Annotated in this window: 17 protein-coding genes; 14 read left to right on the plus strand and 3 right to left on the minus strand. The window is 71.0% G+C overall.

What is annotated here, in order from left to right:
• Positions 1 to 106 precede the first annotated feature (106 nt).
• The 9 genes from ABT171_RS21300 (at position 107) to ABT171_RS21340 (ending at position 7,845) form a co-directional block, all read left to right on the plus strand.
• Positions 107 to 751: an HAD family hydrolase gene (locus ABT171_RS21300; RefSeq protein ID WP_351246027.1), complete on the plus strand. Its 645-nt coding sequence runs from the start codon at positions 107 to 109 to the stop codon at positions 749 to 751.
• 92 nt (positions 752 to 843) lie between these two features.
• Positions 844 to 1,572, plus strand: a complete 729-nt coding sequence (locus ABT171_RS21305; RefSeq protein ID WP_351246029.1) for a VC0807 family protein — start codon at positions 844 to 846, stop codon at positions 1,570 to 1,572.
• 81 nt (positions 1,573 to 1,653) lie between these two features.
• Positions 1,654 to 2,883, plus strand: coding sequence for an MFS transporter (locus tag ABT171_RS21310; protein ID WP_351246031.1), 1,230 nt, complete (start codon positions 1,654 to 1,656; stop codon positions 2,881 to 2,883).
• Positions 2,834 to 4,006: an acetoin utilization protein AcuC gene (locus ABT171_RS21315; RefSeq protein ID WP_351246033.1), complete on the plus strand. Its 1,173-nt coding sequence runs from the start codon at positions 2,834 to 2,836 to the stop codon at positions 4,004 to 4,006. The genes ABT171_RS21310 and ABT171_RS21315 overlap by 50 nt, the downstream gene beginning before the upstream one ends.
• Before the next feature lie 132 nt (positions 4,007 to 4,138).
• Positions 4,139 to 4,954 carry a phosphatase gene (locus ABT171_RS21320; RefSeq protein ID WP_351246035.1) on the plus strand — a complete coding sequence of 272 codons (816 nt, stop codon included), beginning with the start codon at positions 4,139 to 4,141 and terminating at the stop codon, positions 4,952 to 4,954.
• 129 nt (positions 4,955 to 5,083) lie between these two features.
• Positions 5,084 to 5,296 (plus strand): helix-turn-helix domain-containing protein, encoded by a 213-nt coding sequence (locus tag ABT171_RS21325; RefSeq protein ID WP_121791081.1) that lies wholly within the window; start codon positions 5,084 to 5,086, stop codon positions 5,294 to 5,296.
• A 113-nt stretch (positions 5,297 to 5,409) separates the two neighbouring features.
• Positions 5,410 to 5,508 carry a 30S ribosomal protein bS22 gene (locus tag ABT171_RS21330; protein ID WP_003948845.1) on the plus strand — a complete coding sequence of 33 codons (99 nt, stop codon included), beginning with the start codon at positions 5,410 to 5,412 and terminating at the stop codon, positions 5,506 to 5,508.
• Positions 5,509 to 5,700: 192 nt separating this feature from the next.
• The gene (locus ABT171_RS21335; RefSeq protein ID WP_351246037.1) at positions 5,701 to 6,762 is read left to right on the plus strand and encodes an NAD-dependent epimerase/dehydratase family protein; all 1,062 of its coding nucleotides are present in this window, start codon (positions 5,701 to 5,703) and stop codon (positions 6,760 to 6,762) included.
• A 12-nt stretch (positions 6,763 to 6,774) separates the two neighbouring features.
• Complete coding sequence (locus ABT171_RS21340) at positions 6,775 to 7,845, plus strand: lysophospholipid acyltransferase family protein (protein ID WP_351246039.1); 1,071 nt, start codon at positions 6,775 to 6,777, stop codon at positions 7,843 to 7,845.
• Between the two features lie 104 nt (positions 7,846 to 7,949).
• Here the strand turns inward: ABT171_RS21340 and ABT171_RS21345 are convergent, their stop codons facing one another.
• The 3 genes from ABT171_RS21345 to ABT171_RS21355 form a co-directional block, all read right to left on the minus strand.
• Complete coding sequence (locus ABT171_RS21345) at positions 7,950 to 9,170, minus strand: DUF5667 domain-containing protein (protein ID WP_351246041.1); 1,221 nt, start codon at positions 9,168 to 9,170, stop codon at positions 7,950 to 7,952.
• Positions 9,171 to 9,420: 250 nt separating this feature from the next.
• Entirely contained in the window at positions 9,421 to 10,206 is a 786-nt protein-coding gene (locus ABT171_RS21350; RefSeq protein ID WP_351246043.1) for an ECF subfamily RNA polymerase sigma factor, BldN family, read from the minus strand.
• Between the two features lie 311 nt (positions 10,207 to 10,517).
• Complete coding sequence (locus ABT171_RS21355; protein WP_351246045.1) at positions 10,518 to 11,447, minus strand: HAD family hydrolase; 930 nt, start codon at positions 11,445 to 11,447, stop codon at positions 10,518 to 10,520.
• A 97-nt stretch (positions 11,448 to 11,544) separates the two neighbouring features.
• On the opposite strand from ABT171_RS21355, the gene ABT171_RS21360 reads away from it, so the two are divergent.
• From ABT171_RS21360 to ABT171_RS21380, 5 genes are all read left to right on the plus strand, one after another.
• Entirely contained in the window at positions 11,545 to 11,826 is a 282-nt protein-coding gene (locus tag ABT171_RS21360) for a glutaredoxin family protein (protein WP_351246047.1), read from the plus strand.
• Between the two features lie 281 nt (positions 11,827 to 12,107).
• A complete protein-coding gene (locus tag ABT171_RS21365) occupies positions 12,108 to 12,884 on the plus strand; it encodes a redox-sensing transcriptional repressor Rex (protein ID WP_351246049.1) in 777 nt (258 codons plus the stop codon).
• Positions 12,881 to 14,572, plus strand: coding sequence for a glutamyl-tRNA reductase (locus ABT171_RS21370; protein WP_351246051.1), 1,692 nt, complete (start codon positions 12,881 to 12,883; stop codon positions 14,570 to 14,572). The genes ABT171_RS21365 and ABT171_RS21370 overlap by 4 nt, the downstream gene beginning before the upstream one ends.
• Entirely contained in the window at positions 14,569 to 15,528 is a 960-nt protein-coding gene (gene hemC / locus ABT171_RS21375) for a hydroxymethylbilane synthase (RefSeq protein ID WP_351246053.1), read from the plus strand. The genes ABT171_RS21370 and hemC overlap by 4 nt, the downstream gene beginning before the upstream one ends.
• Positions 15,525 to 17,231: a bifunctional uroporphyrinogen-III C-methyltransferase/uroporphyrinogen-III synthase gene (locus tag ABT171_RS21380; protein ID WP_351246055.1), complete on the plus strand. Its 1,707-nt coding sequence runs from the start codon at positions 15,525 to 15,527 to the stop codon at positions 17,229 to 17,231. The genes hemC and ABT171_RS21380 overlap by 4 nt, the downstream gene beginning before the upstream one ends.
• Positions 17,232 to 17,244 lie beyond the last annotated feature (13 nt).

Here is a 17,244-nt window from a genome sequence, read left to right on the forward strand (position 1 = left end):
ATGGTACTGCAGGGGGGACCCTGTGGGAGAGTAGGACGCCGCCGAACAATTCTTGGGAAAGGCCCACGCCGTATGGCGTGGGCCTTTCTGCATTTAGGATCGCTCCATGCGCTATGACCTTGTCATCTTCGACAACGACGGTGTCCTCGTCGACAGTGAGCCGATCTCCAATCGGCACCTGGCCGCCTATCTGACCGAGCTCGGGCACCCGACGACGTACGAGGACTCCATCCGGGACTACATGGGATCGGCCATGCACCGGATCCATGAACTGGTGCTGGAGCGGACCGGGCAGCGGCTGCCCGATGACTTCGACGACGTCTTCCATGGGCGGGTGTTCGCCGCGTTCGAGCGGGAGTTGGAGCCGGTGGCCGGCGTCGAGGGCGTACTGGAGAAGCTGGCCGCGGACGGGGTGCCGTACTGCGTGGCCTCCTCCGGGAGTCATGCGCGGATCCGCGTCGGGCATCGGACGACCGGGCTCGACCGGTGGTTCGCGGAGGAGCGCGTCTTCAGCTCCGAGGACGTGGGACGGGGCAAGCCGGCGCCCGATCTGTTCCTGTACGCGGCAGAGCGGATGGGCGCGGCTCCGGAACGGTGCCTGGTCATAGAGGACTCTCCGCTGGGCGTGCAGGCGGCCGTGGCGGCAGGGATGGATGTCTTCGGGTTCACCGCGATGACGCCGGCCGCGAAGCTGGCGGGTGCCGATCAACTTTTCTCGGCCATGGGTGAGTTGGCCGACCTGCTGGTATGACCTGAACCATCGGTCCAGTCTGACAATTGTCACGCGGACGTCCGGACGATCGTTTCTACTGGCGGACCCCCCGCTGCGGCGAAGCTGAGGGCATGACGAACAACACGGGGGCCCAGGGCCGGACCGAGCGGCAGAAGCAGAGCCCGAGCGTGCTGGACAACTTCATGCCGCTGATCCTGGATGTGGGGGTGCCGCTCGGCTCGTACTACCTCTTCAAGGACGCCTTCGGGATGAGCACGTTCACCGCGCTCGCCTGGAGCAGCGTGGTGCCGGCGGTGCGGACCGTGTGGGGCCTGGTGAAGGAGCGGAAGGCGAACGGACTCGCCGGGCTGATCCTGGCCGTCAACCTCGTCTCGCTGCTGCTGACCTTCGTCTCCGGTGACCCGCGGCTGATGCTCGCCAAGGACGGCGTGGTCAGCAGCACCGTCGGGATCGGGATCCTGCTCTCCGTGCGGCTGGGCAGGCCGATGATGACCGCGGGCCTGAAGCCCTTCCTGGTCAAGGGAGACGCGGCCAAGGAGGCCGCCTGGTCCCGGCTGACGTCGGGGGTGGCGGCCCGGTCCGCGGAGTTCCTGCGCAAGGAGCGGGCCTACTCCGTCGTCTGGGGCCTGGCGCTGCTGGCCGAGTGCGCCGCGCGGATCGTGGGCGCCTACACCATCCCGGTGGACACCATGGTCTGGCTCGGCACGGTCTTCGTGCTCGGCGCGATCGGGATCGGCATGGTCGTCGGCGGTGGACTGGCCATCGAGCCGATGGAGAAGATGCTCGCCGCCGAGGCGGAGCAGGCCGGGCAGCCCGCCGGGATGGCCGTCGTCGCCTGATCCGCGGGGTGGAGAAGCTGAAGGAAATTCATCTTTGGCTGGATCTACCCACAGGTAGTCCGGGGCCCTACGCTCGCCGCCATGACTGATGTGCTGCGGCGCGGCAGGGCCTCGCTGGCGTTCGGCTTCTTCGCCCAGGGCGCGACCTTCGCACTGCTGGTGACGCGCATTCCGGCCATCCAGCACCGGTACGGCATCTCCGACGCGCTGCTGCCGGCCTTCCTGGCCGCCGTACCGGTCCTCGCCGGTGTCGGCAGTGTGACCACCGAGCAGCTGGTGAAGCGGGTACGGCCCAGCCGGCTGCTGCGCTGGTCCCAGCCGCTGGTGCTGCTGGCGCTGCTCGGTGCGGGGGCGGGCGGGGGGATCGCGGAGCTGGCGGTGGCGCTCGGGGCGTTCGGGCTGGCGGTGGGGGCGTTGGACGCCTCCATGAACATGCTCGGGGTGAGCCTGCAGCGGTCGTACGGGCGCAGCATCATGCTCAGCTTCCATGCCGCGTACAGCCTGGGCGGGATCCTCGGTGCCTCGCTGGCGTGGGTCGGGGCGCACTGGCATCTCGCGCTGTGGGTGTCGTATCTGCCGGTGGTGGCCGTGCTGCTGCCGGCGACGTTCGTGGGGAGCCGGTGGTACGTCGACGGGGAGCCGGGGACCCTGGGGGAGGAACAGGGGCGGGGCGGCGGGGGTGTCGTCTTCAAGCTGCTGCTGCCGTTGTGTCTGGTGATGACCTTCGCCTACATCGGGGACTCGACGGTCTCCAACTGGAGCGCGAAGTACCTGAAGGATGTGCTGGGGAGTTCCGAGCAGCTGGCGACCGTGCCGTACAACGTGTACATGGTGACCACGCTGCTGGGGCGGGCCATCGGGGACTTCGGGGTGCGGCGGTTCGGGGCCGTGCCGGTCGTACGGCTGGGGACGCTGGTGGCGGCCGGTGGGTTCGCGGTGGTGGCCGCGGCGCCCGGGGCGTGGGCCGGGATGCTGGGGTTCACGCTGTTGGGTCTGGGGCTGTGCGTGCTGGTACCGCAGACGTTCGCGGCGGCGGGGCGGCTCGCTTTCGAACATCACGGTCCGGGGGCTTCGGACGCGGCCGTCGCGCGGCTGAACATTTTCAATTACGTGGGGTTCCTGGTCGGTTCGCCGTTGGTGGGGGCGCTGGGCGATGCGTGGAGCTATCGCGGGGCCATGCTCGTGCCGATGGTGTTGGTGCTGGTGACGCTGGTGTACGCCAGGTCGTTCGCTGCTCAACCGGACCGATACGGTGGCGGGCATGAGCGGCCGCGCACAGCTGATGTGGGACGAGGCAGTAACGGGCTATGACTTCGGCCCGGACCATCCGATGGATCCGGTCCGGCTGGCACTGACCCGGAAACTGGTGGGTGCCTTCGGGCTCGACCGGGAGGTGGAGGTCGTCGCGGCCAGGCCCGCCGGGGAGTCGACGTTGCGGCTGGTCCACCGGGAGGACTACATCGAGGCGGTGAAGGCCGCGTCGGCCGATCCGGCGGGGGCCGACGGGTCGTACGGGCTCGGGACCCTGGATGATCCCGCGTTCGCGGGGATGCACGAGGTGTCGGCGTTGATCGCCGGGCAGTCGGTCGGGGCGGCGGAGGCGGTGTGGCGGGGGGACGCGGAGCACGCGGTGAACTTCGCGGGCGGGCTGCACCACGCGATGCCCGGGGGCGCCTCGGGGTTCTGTGTGTACAACGACGCGTCGCTGGCCATCGCCCGGCTGCTGGAGCTGGGGGCCGAGCGGGTGGCGTACGTGGACGTCGACGTGCATCACGGGGACGGGGTGCAGGCGGCGTTCTGGGAGGATCCGCGGGTGCTGACGATCTCGCTGCACGAGCATCCCCGCATGTTGTTCCCGGGGACAGGGTGGCCGGAGGAGACCGGGGCCGGGGCGGGGGAGGGGGCCGCGGTGAACGTGGCGCTGCCGGCGGGGACCGGGGACGCGGGCTGGGTGCGGGCGTTTCACGCGGTGGTGCCGGAGCTGCTGGCGGAGTTCCGGCCGCAGGTGCTGGTGTCGCAGCACGGGGCCGATACGCACTTCGAGGATCCGCTGGCGCATCTCGCCGTGTCGCTGGACGCGCAGCGGGCTGTGCAGATGGCGTGCCATGAGCTGGCGCACGAGTACGCCGGGGGCAAGTGGGTCGCGCTCGGCGGGGGCGGGTACGCGGTGGTGGATGTCGTGCCGCGTTCGTGGACGCACCTGGTCGCGATCGCTGCGGGGAGGCCCCTGGCGCCGGAGACGGTGATTCCCGAGGACTGGCGGCAGGACGTGTACGCCCTGACCCGGCAGTTGGGGCCGCAGCGCATGACCGATGGGCGGTGGCCGGTGAGTTGGGCGTCGTGGGAGTCGGGGTACGACCCCGCCGATCGCCTGGACCAGGCCGTACGGGCCACGCGTCGGGCGGTGTTTCCGTTGCGGGGGCTTCTTGCCTGAACCGGCCACGGCTCCCGGTGGGGCCGAGCGTGGCACGGCGCCCGGTGGGCCGGCCGTGGCCCGTTAGGCCAACCGTGCGCACTTCCGCCGTTCCGGCCCTCGGCCCCTCGCGCGTGCGTCACCATCGCATCCGTGGTGACCGGCGGAGCTCTGCGTGCGCATCTGCTGGCTGTCCGGCTTGCCGGGGAGGTCGGCACCTCTCGGGAGGACAGTCTGCGGAGTTACCGGCTGTTCGCTGCCCGGGATCCGCGGGTGCTGATCGGGATCGATCCCGAGGGTGCCTGGGGGCAGCGGGACGTGCTGGAACTCATGGCGGAGAAGTGCGGGGTCTCGGCCGATCCTCGGCACACGTCCGGTCCGGATGTGATCGATCCTGAGCGGACGCTGGCCGCGCTGGACGCCTTCGCGGGGCGGATCGGGGAGGCGGCCAGGCGGGGTGCGCCCGTGCTGTTCGGGACCGGGCATCCGCAGCGGCTGCTCGGGTTCTACGCCGGTTTGGCGGACGCGCTCTCGGCGGCGGGGTGTGACGTGCTCACCCCCGCGCAGGGTCGCTGTGTCGACATATTGACCCGGTTCGGTCTACGTACGCGTGCGGTCGACTACGCACGGGGTGTCGGGTTGGTGCGGGAAAGCGTCGGCGGGCGCCCCGGTTGTGAGCCGGGCGTGCACTGCCATTCGCCGCTGCCGGTTCGGGTCGCGCTGGAGGCCGCGGCGGAAGGCGGAGGGCCGCTGCCCGAGTTGGTCGTAGGGGATCACGGGTGGGTTTGCGGTGCAGGTCAGCTGGGGTTCGAGGCCATCGGTCTGGCCGACACCGACGATCCGGCGCTGTTCGTGGGGGAGGCGGAGGGGCGCGTGTCCGTCGTCGTTCCGGTTGATGACGCGGTGCCGTCTGATCACTACCGGCCGCTCACCCGCTACGTACTCAAACGAGCGTGTCTGTCACAGTAGGCCTGCGATGGGTGCACCTCTTCCCCACTTGCATCACCCGCCCCTACATTGGGGAGTGAGCACGCAACGACGAAGAGTCACCGGAAGGGGAAGCCGGTGGCCGTCGAGTGCGGAAGGTTCAGGTGTGTCATGGCTGCAGCTGGCGAGAGGCCTCTGAACGAGGTTCAGTTCCTTACCGTGGCGGAGGTCGCCTCGGTGATGCGAGTGTCGAAGATGACCGTGTACCGGCTGGTGCACAGCGGTCATCTGCCCGCGATCCGGGTCGGGCGGTCCTTCCGCGTCCCGGAACAAGCGGTACACGAGTACCTCCGTGACAGCTATGTGGGGGTGGAGACAGCCTGACGGTCCCCCTCGATTACGACCTTGGCGCTCGGTTGGGTAGGCTAGCCCCTCGTAGGTCGTGTGGGCCCATGGCGCCCAAACAACCGAGTGATGAGAAGTGAGCGAGGGTAGTCGTGGGCTCTGTTATCAAGAAGCGGCGCAAGCGGATGGCCAAGAAGAAGCACCGCAAGCTGCTCAAGCGCACGCGCGTTCAGCGTCGCAACAAGAAGTAAGCGACGCGCGAGAGCGTGTCAGCGTGTATCTGTGGCCTCCCATCAGCACTGGTGGGAGGCCACAGATATTTCCTGGCCCCCGGAAGTGCCGATGAGTGAATTTCCGTCACTTGGTGCATCGGGCGGTCATCACAGCGCAACGTCAACCCGCTAGGTTGACCGTACGCATCAGTACGAAGGAAGGCGCTGATCTTGGGGAAGGTCGTGCTCGTCACTGGAGTGGCCCGGCAACTGGGCGGCCGCTTCGTACGGCGGATCCAGCGGGATCCCGAGGTCGACCGGGTGATCGCCGTGGACGCGGTGCCGCCGGCGCACCATCTGGGCGGGGCGGACTTCATCCAGGCCGACATCCGGCAGCCGACGATCGCCCGGGTGCTCGCGGAGACGGGCGCCGACACGGTCGTCCACATGGATGTGACGGGCACGGCGCTGGGCAGCGGCAGCCGGGCCACGGTCAAGGAGACCAACGTCATCGGCACCATGCAGCTGCTCGGCGCCTGCCAGAAGTCACCGGCCGTGAAGCGGCTGGTGATCAAGTCCAGCACGAACGTGTACGGGTCGGCGCCGCGTGATCCGGCCGTGTTCACCGAGACGACCCCGCCGAAGTCGCTGCCCAGCGGCGGCTTCGCGAAGGACACGGTCGAGGTCGAGGGGTATGTGCGCGGGTTCGCCCGGCGGCGGCCGGACGTCGCCGTGTGCGTGCTGCGGTTCGCCAACATCCTCGGGCCGGCCGCGGACACCCCGCTCGCCTCCTACTTCTCGCTGCCCGTCCTGCCGACCGTGTTCGGCTACGACCCGCGGCTGCAGTTCGTGCACGAGGACGACGTCATCGAGGTGCTGCGGATCGCCTCGCACGAGCCGCGCCGGGGCACCCTCAACAGCGGCACCTTCAACATCGCCGGGGACGGCGTGCTGCTGCTGTCGCAGTGCTCCCGGCGGCTCGGGCGGCCGACCGTGCCGCTGCTGCTGCCCGCGGTCACCTGGGCGGGTTCGCTGGTGCGTACGCTCGGTATGACGGACTTCTCGCCGGAGCAGATCCGGCTGCTCACCCACGGGCGGGTGGTGGACACGGTCCAGATGCGCGAGACGCTGGGCTTCACGCCCAGGTACACGACGGCGGAGACCTTCGCGGACTTCGCACGCGGCCAGGGGCCCGGGCTGGTCCCGCCGGAGGCCCTCGCGGGGGCCGTCGACCGGATCGCCGCGCTGGCCGCGAGGGGCGGCGGCCGGCCCACTACGCACAGCGCCAACTGAGGAGCGGCAACGATGGCGGACGCCAAGGTCATTCCGTTCGACGACGACCGGTCCCGTGGGAGCGCCGTACAGCGCCCGGCGCGGCGCCGCGGCGCGGGCGGCCGGCGCGGCCCCCTCGGCGAGGCCGGGGCCGGGGAGATGGGCGAGGTCCAGCCCCTGCCGGGCCGGGCCCGGGCGCGGGAAGAGGGGCCTGTGAGCCGTGCGGAGGAGCCGCCGGCGCCCTCGGGTGCCGGAGGGCGGGACGGCGGCCTGGAACGGCGCGTGGCGGCCGGGCTGGCCTTTCTGCGGCGCCGGCTGACCGGGGACTACGACGTCGACGACTTCGGTTACGACGAGGAGCTGACCGACCAGGTCCTGATGTCGCTGCTGCGTCCGGTGTACGAGAAGTACTTCCGGGTCGAGGTGAAGGGCATCGAGAACATCCCGGCGAAGGGCGGGGCCCTGATCGTCGCCAACCACTCCGGGACACTGCCGCTGGACGGGCTGATGATGCAGGTCGCGGTGCACGACCACCATCCGGCCGACCGTCATCTACGGCTGCTGGCGGCCGACTTGGTCTTCGTGCTGCCGGTGGTCAACGAGCTGGCCCGCAAGCTGGGGCACACCCTGGCGTGCGCGGAGGACGCGGAGCGGCTGCTGGCGCAGGGTGAGCTGGTCGGGGTGATGCCGGAGGGCTTCAAGGGCATCGGGAAACCTTTCAGCGAGCGGTACAAGCTCCAGCGGTTCGGCCGCGGCGGTTTCGTGTCGACCGCGCTGCGCCAGGGCGCGCCGATCATCCCCTGCTCGATCGTCGGGGCGGAGGAGATCTACCCGATGATCGGTAACGCCAAGACGCTGGCGCGGCTGCTGGGCTTCCCCTACTTCCCGCTGACTCCGACGTTCCCCTGGCTCGGCCCGCTCGGCGCGGTCCCGTTGCCGACGAAGTGGACCATCCAGTTCGGCGAGCCGATCCCGACGGACGGTTATCCGCCGGAGGCGGCCGAGGACCCGATGCTGATGTTCAACCTGACGGACCAGGTACGGGAGCAGATCCAGCACACGCTGTACAAGCTGTTGGTGCAGCGGCGGTCGGTGTTCTTCTGACGGGGTTCCGAGGTCCCGGGGGTTCCGGGGTTCCGGGGTTCCGGTACGACGATGGGGGCGCCCTGCTCGGAGAGGGCGCCCCCATCGTCGTAGCCGTACGGGGACTAGTGCGTTTCCTCGCCCTCGATTCCCAGGCCGGGCAGGAGGCCCGGGAGGAGCGGGGGGAGGGTGACGTCCGGTGCGGTCGTCGGGGGTTTGCTGGTGGACGGTGCGCTGCTGCCGGGGCCGAGCCTCGGTGGTTCCAGCAGGCCGCCCGTGTTGCCGCCGATGAGACCCTCGCCGCCGTTCCCGGTGGCCGAGCCGCTCGGGGCGTTGGTGCTCCCGTGCTTGCCCGCGGACGGGGTGTGGCCGGAGGAGCTGGGCGGGGTCGACCGGTGACTGCCGGAGGCACCGCCGGTGGTCGCCGAGCCGGAGCCCTGCCGCGTGCCGTCGCTGCCGGGGGCGGGCGGCTGCGGGAGCAGGGACTGCAGCGGGGCGACCTCTTGGTCTATGGCGTCGAACACCGACGACACCTGCTCTTTGACGTCACCGAGCTGCACGGGCAGCTTGTCGCTGAGCGCGCTCCAGGCCTCGCGGTGCGAGCGGGAGAACGCGGACAGGGCCTGCATCGGACCGAGCGAGCCGGGATCGGCCTCGTAGGCCTCGTGGAGCAGGCGATGGCCCTCCGTCACGTCGTGCTGCATGCCGGAGAGCGTGCGGCGGATCTCACCGATGGACTCGTGGTCGAGCCGGCCGCCGCGGCCGCGCTCCATCAGCCGGCGGGCCTCGCTGAGCCGGGTGGAGGCCTGGTCGAGGTAGGTCTGGCCACGCTGGTCGTCACCCGTGGTCATGTAGTTGAGCTTGAAGTCCTCGATGCCGCGTTTGAGGCCGTACAGCGAGTCGCCGGGCAGGGCGTCGGAGCTCGCGGCGGCGACTCCGCCGAAGGCCCCGGCGGCCACGCCGACGCTGAGCCCGCCCGCGGCGAGCCCCTTGGTCAGCCGGGAACGCGGGCGGAGTTTGCCCAGGGGGCTCGCCCGGTGCGCGCCTTTCTGTCTGGGTACCGACGTGTCCGCCGCCCCGGTGCCCTCCTGGAGCATGGCCTCCATCGCGGCCACCAGCTGGGCGCGCTGCACGACCTTGACCTCGGGGTCGAGCTGCGGCCTGGGCAGCGCGCCGAGGTCCGCCGCGAGGGCCAGCAACTCGCCCTGCTCGCTCTGTTCCTCGGCGGTCGGCGGGCATCCCGCCGGGGTTACGGACTGCTCGGCCGCCGTGTCCCGGTCGGACTGCTCCTCCAGGGCCTGGGCGAAGGCGCTCGCCCGCCGGTGGGCCGATACGTTCGCGATCACTGGCGGCACCTCCTCTCGTCATGACGGTCGACTCCCCAGGGGGTCCTGAGGGTTGCACGTCGCGACCACTTCCACACGATCGAGTGATCAGGGTCGGCCAAGACGTGACCACAGGGAGCCTGTATCCCGCACAACGACTGGCGCGGCACTTGGGTTACGGACGGCGGATGACCGGATCGGAAAGACAACCGGCTTTCACGGAAAGTCAGTTGGGCGTCGCGGTGGGTGTCGGGGTGCGGGGGGCTGCGGCTCAGCGCGCGTCGTCCGGCAGAAGCCGGGCCAGGGTGCGTACGGCGCGGTACTGGAGGGTCTTGATGGCGCCCTCGTTCTTGCCCATGACGCGGGCGGTCTCGGCGACGGAGAGGCCCTGCAGGAAGCGGAGCGTCACGCACTCCTGCTGCTGCGGGTTGAGCCGGCGTACGGCGTCGAGCAGCGCGGCGTTCGACAGGGACTCCAGGACGGAGTCCTCCGGGGAGCGCTCGACCTCGTTGGCGTCGAGCATCTCGCCGGTGGTGACCTCCAGCCGGAAGCGGCTGGACTTGAAGTGGTCGGCGACGAGGTTCCGGGCGATCGTCACCAGCCAGGCGCCGAAGTCCCGGCCCTGCCAGGTGAAGGTGCCGATCCTCCTGAGGGCCCGCAGAAAGGTCTCGCTGGTGAGGTCCTCGGCGGTGGCCCGGCCGCCGACGCGGTAGTAGATGTACCGGTACACCGTGTCGCTGTACTGGTCGTACAGCCGGCCGAAGGCCTCGGCCTCGCCCGCCTGTGCGCGCTCGACCAGGTCCATCATCCGGGCGCTGTCGCTGTCGGCGGCCGGGCGGCGGGCGGTGGTGCTGGCGGCGCCGGCGGAGCGCCCTCGTCTGCCGACCGCGGCGCTGCCGTCGGCCAGTGCGTAGCACGGGCCGACGGGCGCGGCGGCGGCGAAGGCGGGGACGGCGTACGCGGTGGGGACGAGGCCGCGCAGCGTCTCTTTGACCGTTGCGACTGTTGCGCGCAGCGTAGCCAGGCCCGAGGCGTCAACCCCGACGTGTGGGTACACGGGACTCCCAGAGGCAGAGCTTCCATCACGTGCAGTGCGGGACCGTTCACCCGTCGTAGCGACGGAGGGGTACCGGTTTGCGTCTGAGGAGAATAACGCTTCGTGCAGGCACTGCTACACCGAGTTGCTCAAATCATCGATTGCGTCGCTTCTGTTATCGATTGACGCCCTATCAAGTGCCGCAGTTTGACCGCTTGTTGATCGAAAAGCGGCCGGTTTCGGTAAGGTACGGGGCGTGTTGAAATGGCCGCGGCATAATCCGTGCGCGTGAAGCGCCCCGCGGGGGTGTGGCGGAGCCGCCCCCGGCGGAGCTATCGGCGCCGGCGGCTCAGAGCGATCGCCGCCGCGGTGCCGCCGGCGACCGCGCCGACCCCGGCCGCCGCCGGGATGCCCACCTTCGCCGCCTTCCGCCCCGTGCGGTAGTCGCGCAGGCGCCAGTCCTTCTCGCGGGCGTGCCTGCGCAGCTTGGCGTCGGGGTTGATGGCGTAGGGGTGGCCGACCAGGGACAGCATCGGGATGTCGTTGTGGCTGTCGCTGTAGGCCGCGCAGCGGGAGAGGTCCAGGCCCTCCGCCGCGGCCAGGGCGCGGACCGCCTCGGCCTTCGCGGGGCCGTGCAGGGGTTCGCCGACCAGCTTGCCGGTGTAGACGCCGTCCACCGACTCGGCCACCGTGCCGAGGGCGCCCGTGAGTCCCAGGCGGCGGGCGATCACCGTCGCGATCTCCACCGGGGCCGCCGTGACCAGCCACACCTTCTGCCCGGCGTCCAGGTGGGCCTGGGCCAGGGCGCGGGTGCCGGGCCAGATGCGGTCGGCCATGTACTCGTCGTAGATCTCCTCGCCGATCGACGCGAGTTCGGCGACGCGGTGGCCCTTGACGATCGACAGCGCCGAGTCCCGGGCGTCCTGCATGTGCTCGGGGTCCTCCACGCCGGCCAGCCGGAACCACGCCTGCTGCCAGGCGAACCTGGCCAGGTCACGGGTCTCGAAGAACTTCCGCTTGTACAGGCCCCGGCCGAAGTGGAACAGCGCGGCGCCCTGCATGACGGTGTTGTCGAGGTCGAAGAAGGCGGCCGCCTTGTCGTCGCCGATCACCGGGAAGCCGGGTTCCTCCTCGGCGGCCTGCGGAGCTTCCTGCGCTTCCTGGGAGGACTTGCGGGCAGCCTCCGCCGAGGCCTCGCCTGCCAACACGCTGCGCGCCGTGGCGGAGCGCCTACGAGGGGTGAGCCATCCGAGAGCGGCCATGACGTGAGCATAGCCAGTTTGTTCGGTGCGTCCGCCAGGCGAGAGGTTGGAAGCGTGTGAACTCTCCGCGACCGGGCCGTTAAGCAGCCGCGGGAGAATGGCCGGTATGAGTCCCCTTTTCCGGCGCAAGGCCGGCCCCCGCGAGCGGCTCGTCACGCTGATCCGCAAGCCCGGCTGTCATCTGTGCGACGACGCGGAACTCGTCGTCGCCAAGGTCTGCGGCGAACTCGGCGTGTCCTGGGAGCAGAAGGACATCACCGAGGACCGCGCGCTGCACGACCGGTACTGGGAGCAGATCCCGGTCGTACTGGTCGACGGTGAACAGCACACCTTCTGGCGTGTGAACGAGGAGCGGCTGCGCCGCGCACTGACCGACTAGTACAAACCGGCCCGGAAAGTCGCTTAGGATCGACGGTGGTTCGATCTCGGGGGCGGGATTCGTGAGGAGAGTGTGCGGTTTTGCCCCCAGTAACGAAGGAACGTCGGTGCGTATGTGCCGGTTCCCGACGAGGGCGCCCCGGTTGCGTGACCCCGGTCACTTCTGCCGGGCAAATCGGACACCATCTTTGTGCACGCGTTCACAAAGACATAGCCTGCTGTCGACGGGGCGGTCTGGGGACGTATGACCGCCCGCAGCCCCGCTCTACCCGCAGGAGCACCGTGGCAACTGGCCGAACACACCGACCGGCGACCCGTAGCCGAGGGATCCCCGAGGCCACCGTCGCCAGGCTTCCGCTGTACCTCCGAGCCCTGACCGCGCTGTCGGAGCGCTCGGTACCCACGGTCTCCTCCGAGGAACTGGCCGCGGCGGCGGGGGTCAACTCCGCCAAGCTGCGCAAGGACTTCTCGTACCTGGGCTCCTACGGAACGCGCGGTGTCGGCTACGACGTGGAGTATCTCGTCTACCAGATCTCCCGTGAACTCGGCCTGACCCAGGACTGGCCGGTTGTCATCGTCGGTATCGGCAACCTCGGCGCCGCCCTGGCCAACTACGGCGGGTTCGCCTCCCGTGGTTTCCGGGTCGCGGCCCTCATCGACGCCGACCCCGCAATGGCCGGAAAGCCGGTCGCCGGCATCCCCGTCCAGCACACGGACGACCTAGAGAAGATCATCAAGGACAACGGCGTCTCGATCGGCGTGATCGCGACCCCCGCCGGTGCCGCCCAGCAGGTCTGCGACCGGCTCGTGGCCGCCGGGGTCACCTCCATCCTGAACTTCGCGCCGACTGTGCTGTCCGTCCCGGACGGCGTCGACGTGCGCAAGGTCGACCTCTCGATCGAACTCCAGATCCTCGCCTTCCACGAGCAGCGCAAGGCCGGCGAGGAGACCGCCGCGGGCGACGGCGCGCTGCCCGCCACCGCTCCCCGCGGCGTGACCTCCGACGCTTCCGCCGACCAGGGGCCCGACGGGGACGTACCCGCCGTGATGCCGGCATGAGCCTCCTCGTCGTCGGGCTGAGCCACCGCAGCGCGCCGGTCAGCGTGCTGGAGCGGGCCGCGCTGAGCGCGGACGCCCAGACCAAGCTGCTGCAGGACACGGTCGCCGCCGAGCCGGCCACCGAGGCCGCGGTGCTCGCCACCTGCAACCGCATCGAGCTGTACGCCGACGTGGACAAGTTCCACGCCGGTGTCGCCGAGCTGTCCACGCTGCTCGCCCAGCACAGCGGTGTCGGCCTGGAGGAACTGACCCCCTATCTCTACGTCCACTACGAGGACCGGGCCGTCCACCACCTGTTCTCGGTGGCCTGCGGCCTGGACTCGATGGTCGTCGGCGAGGGCCAGATCCTCGGGCAGATCAAGGACGCGCTGGCCAGGGCGCAGGAGCTGCACACCGCCGGACGCCTGCTGAACGACCTGTTCCAGCAGGCCCTGCGGGTGGGCAAGCGCGCCCACTCCGAGACCGGTATCGACCGCGCCGGCCAGTCCCTGGTCACCTTCGGCCTGGAGCAGCTGGCCGTCGCCGCCCCGGTGCCCGCGTGGGCCGACGGCAAGAGGGCACTGGTCATCGGCGCCGGGTCGATGTCCTCGCTGGCCGCGGCCACGCTCGCGCGGGCCGGGGTCGCCGAGGTCGTCGTCGCCAACCGCACCTTCGAGCGCGCCGAGCGGCTCGCGCAGATCCTGACCGAGGCCGACGACAACGCGGTGACGGCCCGCGCGGTGCCGATGGACGCCATACCGGGCGAGCTGACACGTGCCGACGTCATCGTCTCCTGCACCGGGGCGACGGGCCTGGTGCTCACGGCGGAGGCGGTCGCCCAGGCGGTCGAGGCCCGCACCGGCGCCCCCGTCGCCGGTTTCACGGCCGCGAAGCCCGAGAGGGCCGTCAGGTCGGCCGCCCCGCTGCCGCCCGCCGGCGTCGGCACCGACGAGAACTGCCCGCTGGACCTGGCCGCCGTACAGCCCGGCTTCTCCGTCATGGGTGAGGCCGCCGTCGCGGGCATGGACGCGGCCACCCTGGAGCAGCACGCGGCCTGGGTGGCGGGCGGCACGGTGGACCGCCGGGACCGCCGTACACCCGAGACGGACGCCGAGCTGATCACCGCGCTCGCCGCGACCGTCGCGACGATGGGCCGGGTCCCCGAGCGGCGCAAGCCCGAGCCGGTCGCCGAGCGTCCGGCGCCCTCCCTCTTCCTGCTCGACCTGGCCATGCCCCGCGACATCGACGCGGCCGTGCACCGGCTGGCCGGGGTACGGCTGGTCGACATCGAGTCGCTGGCGGAAGCGTCCGCCGACGCGCCGATGGCGGCCGATGTGGACCTGGTCCGGCGTATCGTCTCCGACGAGGTCGCGGCCTTCGGCGCGGCACAGCGGGCGGCGCACATCACGCCGACCGTGGTCGCGCTGCGCACCATGGCCGCCGACGTCGTCGCCAGTGAGATCGCGCGCCTCGACGGCCGCCTGCCCGACCTGGACGAACGCCAGCGCGGCGAGATCCGCCAAGCGGTGCACCGGGTCGTCGACAAGCTGCTGCACGCGCCGACCGTACGGGTCAAGCAGCTCGCGGCCGAGCCCGGCGGCGCCGGGTACGCGGACGCGCTGCGCACCCTCTTCGACCTCGACCCCGAGACGGTCGCCTCCGTCTCCCGGGCCGGGGACAGCACGGACAAGAAGGACCGACCGGCATGAGTGACAAGGCTTTGAGACTGGGGACGAGGCGGAGCAAGCTCGCCATGGCCCAGTCCGGGCAGGTGGCGGAGGCCGTCCGCCAGGTGACCGGACGGCCCGTCGAGCTGGTCGAGATCACCACGTACGGCGATGTCTCGCGCGAGCACCTGGCGCAGATCGGCGGCACCGGCGTGTTCGTCACGGCGCTGCGCGACGCGCTGCTCAAGGGCGAGGTCGACTTCGCGGTTCATTCGCTCAAGGACCTGCCCACCGGGCAGCCCGAGGAGCTGGTCCTGGCCGCCATCCCGGTGCGCGAGGACCCGCGGGACGTGATCGTCGCGCGGGACGCGCTGAAGTTCACCGACCTTCCCCGGGGCGCCCGCATCGGCACCGGCTCGCCGCGCCGCATGGCGCAGCTGAACGCGTACGCCCGCGCCCACGGACTGGACATAGAGACGGTCCCGATACGCGGCAACGTCGACACCCGCATCCGGTACGTCCGCGACGGCGAACTCGACGCGGTCGTGCTGGCCGCCGCCGGACTGAACCGGATCGGCCGGATCGACGAGGTGACCGACTTCCTGTCGGTCGACACGGTTTTGCCCGCCCCCGGCCAGGGGGCCCTGGCGATCGAGTGTGCCGCGGACCACGCGGACCTGATCGCGGCGCTCGGCGAGCTCGACGACCCGTTCACACGGGCCGCCGTGACCGCCGAACGGTCACTGCTCGCCGCCCTGGAGGCCGGCTGCAGCGCCCCTGTGGGCGCGCTGGCCGACCTGCTGGCCGACGGGCAGATTGTCAAGGAAATGCGCCTGCGCGGCGTCGTCGGCACGACCGACGGCACCCGCATGGTGCAGCTGTCCACCACCGGTCCCGTGCCCGAGACGCACGACCAAGCGCTGGCGCTCGGTCGCGAACTCGCCACCGAGATGCTTGCCCAGGGCGCGGCCGGTCTGATGGGGGAGCGAGCACATTGAGCCCCACCGCCCTTCCTGCCGCCGGTCCTGAACACGGGCACGTCACCTTCCTCGGTGCCGGACCCGGAGATCCGGGACTGCTGACTCTGCGCGCCGTGGAGGCGCTGTCGAACGCGGACGTCCTGGTCGCCGAGCACGAGGTGCTCGACGTCATCCGGACGCACGCCCGACAGGGCGTCTCCGTCGTGCAGACGGACGCAGACCCTTCTCCGGTCTCGCCGCCGGGCACGCCCCAGCTGACGGTCGTTGACGGCACGTCAACAACCGCCGCTGTCCCGGCTGCTGCCCGGGATGCCGCTCATCTTGTCATGGAGGCTGCGCGGGGCGGCAGGCGGGTCGTCCGTGCGGTGTCCGGGGACCCGGGACTTGATACGTACGCGGCCGAGGAAATGCTCGCCTGCGCCGCCGCCGGGGTGCCCTTCGAGGTCGTGCCCGGCGTGGCGGCGGCGGTCGGTGTGCCCGCGTACGCCGGTGTGCCGCTGCGCGACGCCGACGGCGCGGACGTCCGGTTCGTGGACGCCCGTACGGCCTCGGACCGGTGCTGGACGGAGGTCGGCGCCTCGGACGGCACGGTCGTCGTCTCCACGACCCTGGACTCGGTCGCCGCCGCGGCGGGCGAGCTGGTGACGGCGGGCCGCAAGCCGGACACCCCGCTGACGGTGACGATCGCCGGTACGACGACCCGCCAGCGCACCTGGACCGCGACGCTCGGCACCATCGCGCAGACCCTGAAGCAGGCGAAGGTGCTGCCGTCCCCCGACGGCGGCCGGCCGGTCATAGCCGTGGTCGGCGAGCGCAGCGCCGTCGCCCGGCGCGACGAGCTGTCGTGGTTCGAGTCCAAGCCGCTGTTCGGCTGGAAGGTGCTCGTGCCGCGCACGAAGGAGCAGGCGGCGTCGCTCTCCGACCAGTTGCGCTCCTACGGCGCGGTGCCGCACGAGGTCCCGACGATCGCGGTCGAACCGCCTCGCACTCCCCAGCAGATGGAACGTGCCGTCAAGGGCCTGGTCACCGGCCGCTACGAGTGGATCGCCTTCACGTCGGTCAACGCGGTGAAGGCGGTACGGGAGAAGTTCGAGGAGTACGGCCTCGACGCGCGTGCCTTCGCGGGCATCAAGGTGGCCGCGGTCGGCGAGCAGACGGCCAAGGCGCTGGTCGCCTTCGGCGTGAAGCCGGACCTGGTGCCGAGCGGGGAGCAGTCGGCGGCCGGCCTGCTGGAGGACTGGCCGCCGTACGACCCGGTGTTCGACCCGATCGACCGTGTCTTCCTGCCCCGGGCGGACATCGCCACGGAGACCCTGGTGGCCGGTCTGATCGAGCTGGGCTGGGAGGTCGACGACGTCACGGCCTACCGGACCGTGCGGGCCTCGCCGCCGCCGGCGGAGACACGTGAGGCGATCAAGGGCGGCGGCTTCGACGCGGTGCTCTTCACGTCGTCGTCCACGGTCCGCAACCTGGTCGGCATCGCGGGCAAGCCGCACAACGTGACGGTGATCGCCTGCATCGGCCCGGCCACGGCGAAGACCGCCGAGGAGCACGGGCTGCGGGTGGACGTCATGGCGCCCGAGCCGTCCGTGCACAAGCTGGCGGAGGCGCTGGCCGACTTCGGCCTGAAGCGTCGCGCCGCCGCGCTGGAGGCGGGGGACCCGGTGACGCGGCCCAGTGAGCGGCGGCCGGGGGCGCGTAGGCGGCGGTCTACGACGTGAGGTGTGGCGGGTG

Origin of the sequence: Streptomyces sp. NPDC001851 (genome assembly GCF_040297165.1) — a bacterium.
In the GTDB taxonomy this organism is placed as follows: Bacteria; Actinomycetota; Actinomycetes; order Streptomycetales; family Streptomycetaceae; genus Streptomyces.

What these genes read in the sequence shown, in the direction of transcription:
- ABT171_RS21300 (WP_351246027.1), top strand. Translation starts at nt 107, where the DNA reads ATGCGCTATGACCTTGTCATCTTCGACAACGACGGTGTCCTCGTCGAC.
- ABT171_RS21305 (WP_351246029.1), top strand. Translation starts at nt 844, where the DNA reads ATGACGAACAACACGGGGGCCCAGGGCCGGACCGAGCGGCAGAAGCAG.
- ABT171_RS21310 (WP_351246031.1), top strand. Translation starts at nt 1,654, where the DNA reads ATGACTGATGTGCTGCGGCGCGGCAGGGCCTCGCTGGCGTTCGGCTTC.
- ABT171_RS21315 (WP_351246033.1), top strand. Translation starts at nt 2,834, where the DNA reads ATGAGCGGCCGCGCACAGCTGATGTGGGACGAGGCAGTAACGGGCTAT.
- ABT171_RS21325 (WP_121791081.1), top strand. Translation starts at nt 5,084, where the DNA reads ATGGCTGCAGCTGGCGAGAGGCCTCTGAACGAGGTTCAGTTCCTTACC.
- ABT171_RS21340 (WP_351246039.1), top strand. Translation starts at nt 6,775, where the DNA reads ATGGCGGACGCCAAGGTCATTCCGTTCGACGACGACCGGTCCCGTGGG.
- ABT171_RS21355 (WP_351246045.1), bottom strand. Translation starts at nt 11,447, where the DNA reads ATGGCCGCTCTCGGATGGCTCACCCCTCGTAGGCGCTCCGCCACGGCG.
- ABT171_RS21360 (WP_351246047.1), top strand. Translation starts at nt 11,545, where the DNA reads ATGGCCGGTATGAGTCCCCTTTTCCGGCGCAAGGCCGGCCCCCGCGAG.
- ABT171_RS21370 (WP_351246051.1), top strand. Translation starts at nt 12,881, where the DNA reads ATGAGCCTCCTCGTCGTCGGGCTGAGCCACCGCAGCGCGCCGGTCAGC.
- hemC (WP_351246053.1), top strand. Translation starts at nt 14,569, where the DNA reads ATGAGTGACAAGGCTTTGAGACTGGGGACGAGGCGGAGCAAGCTCGCC.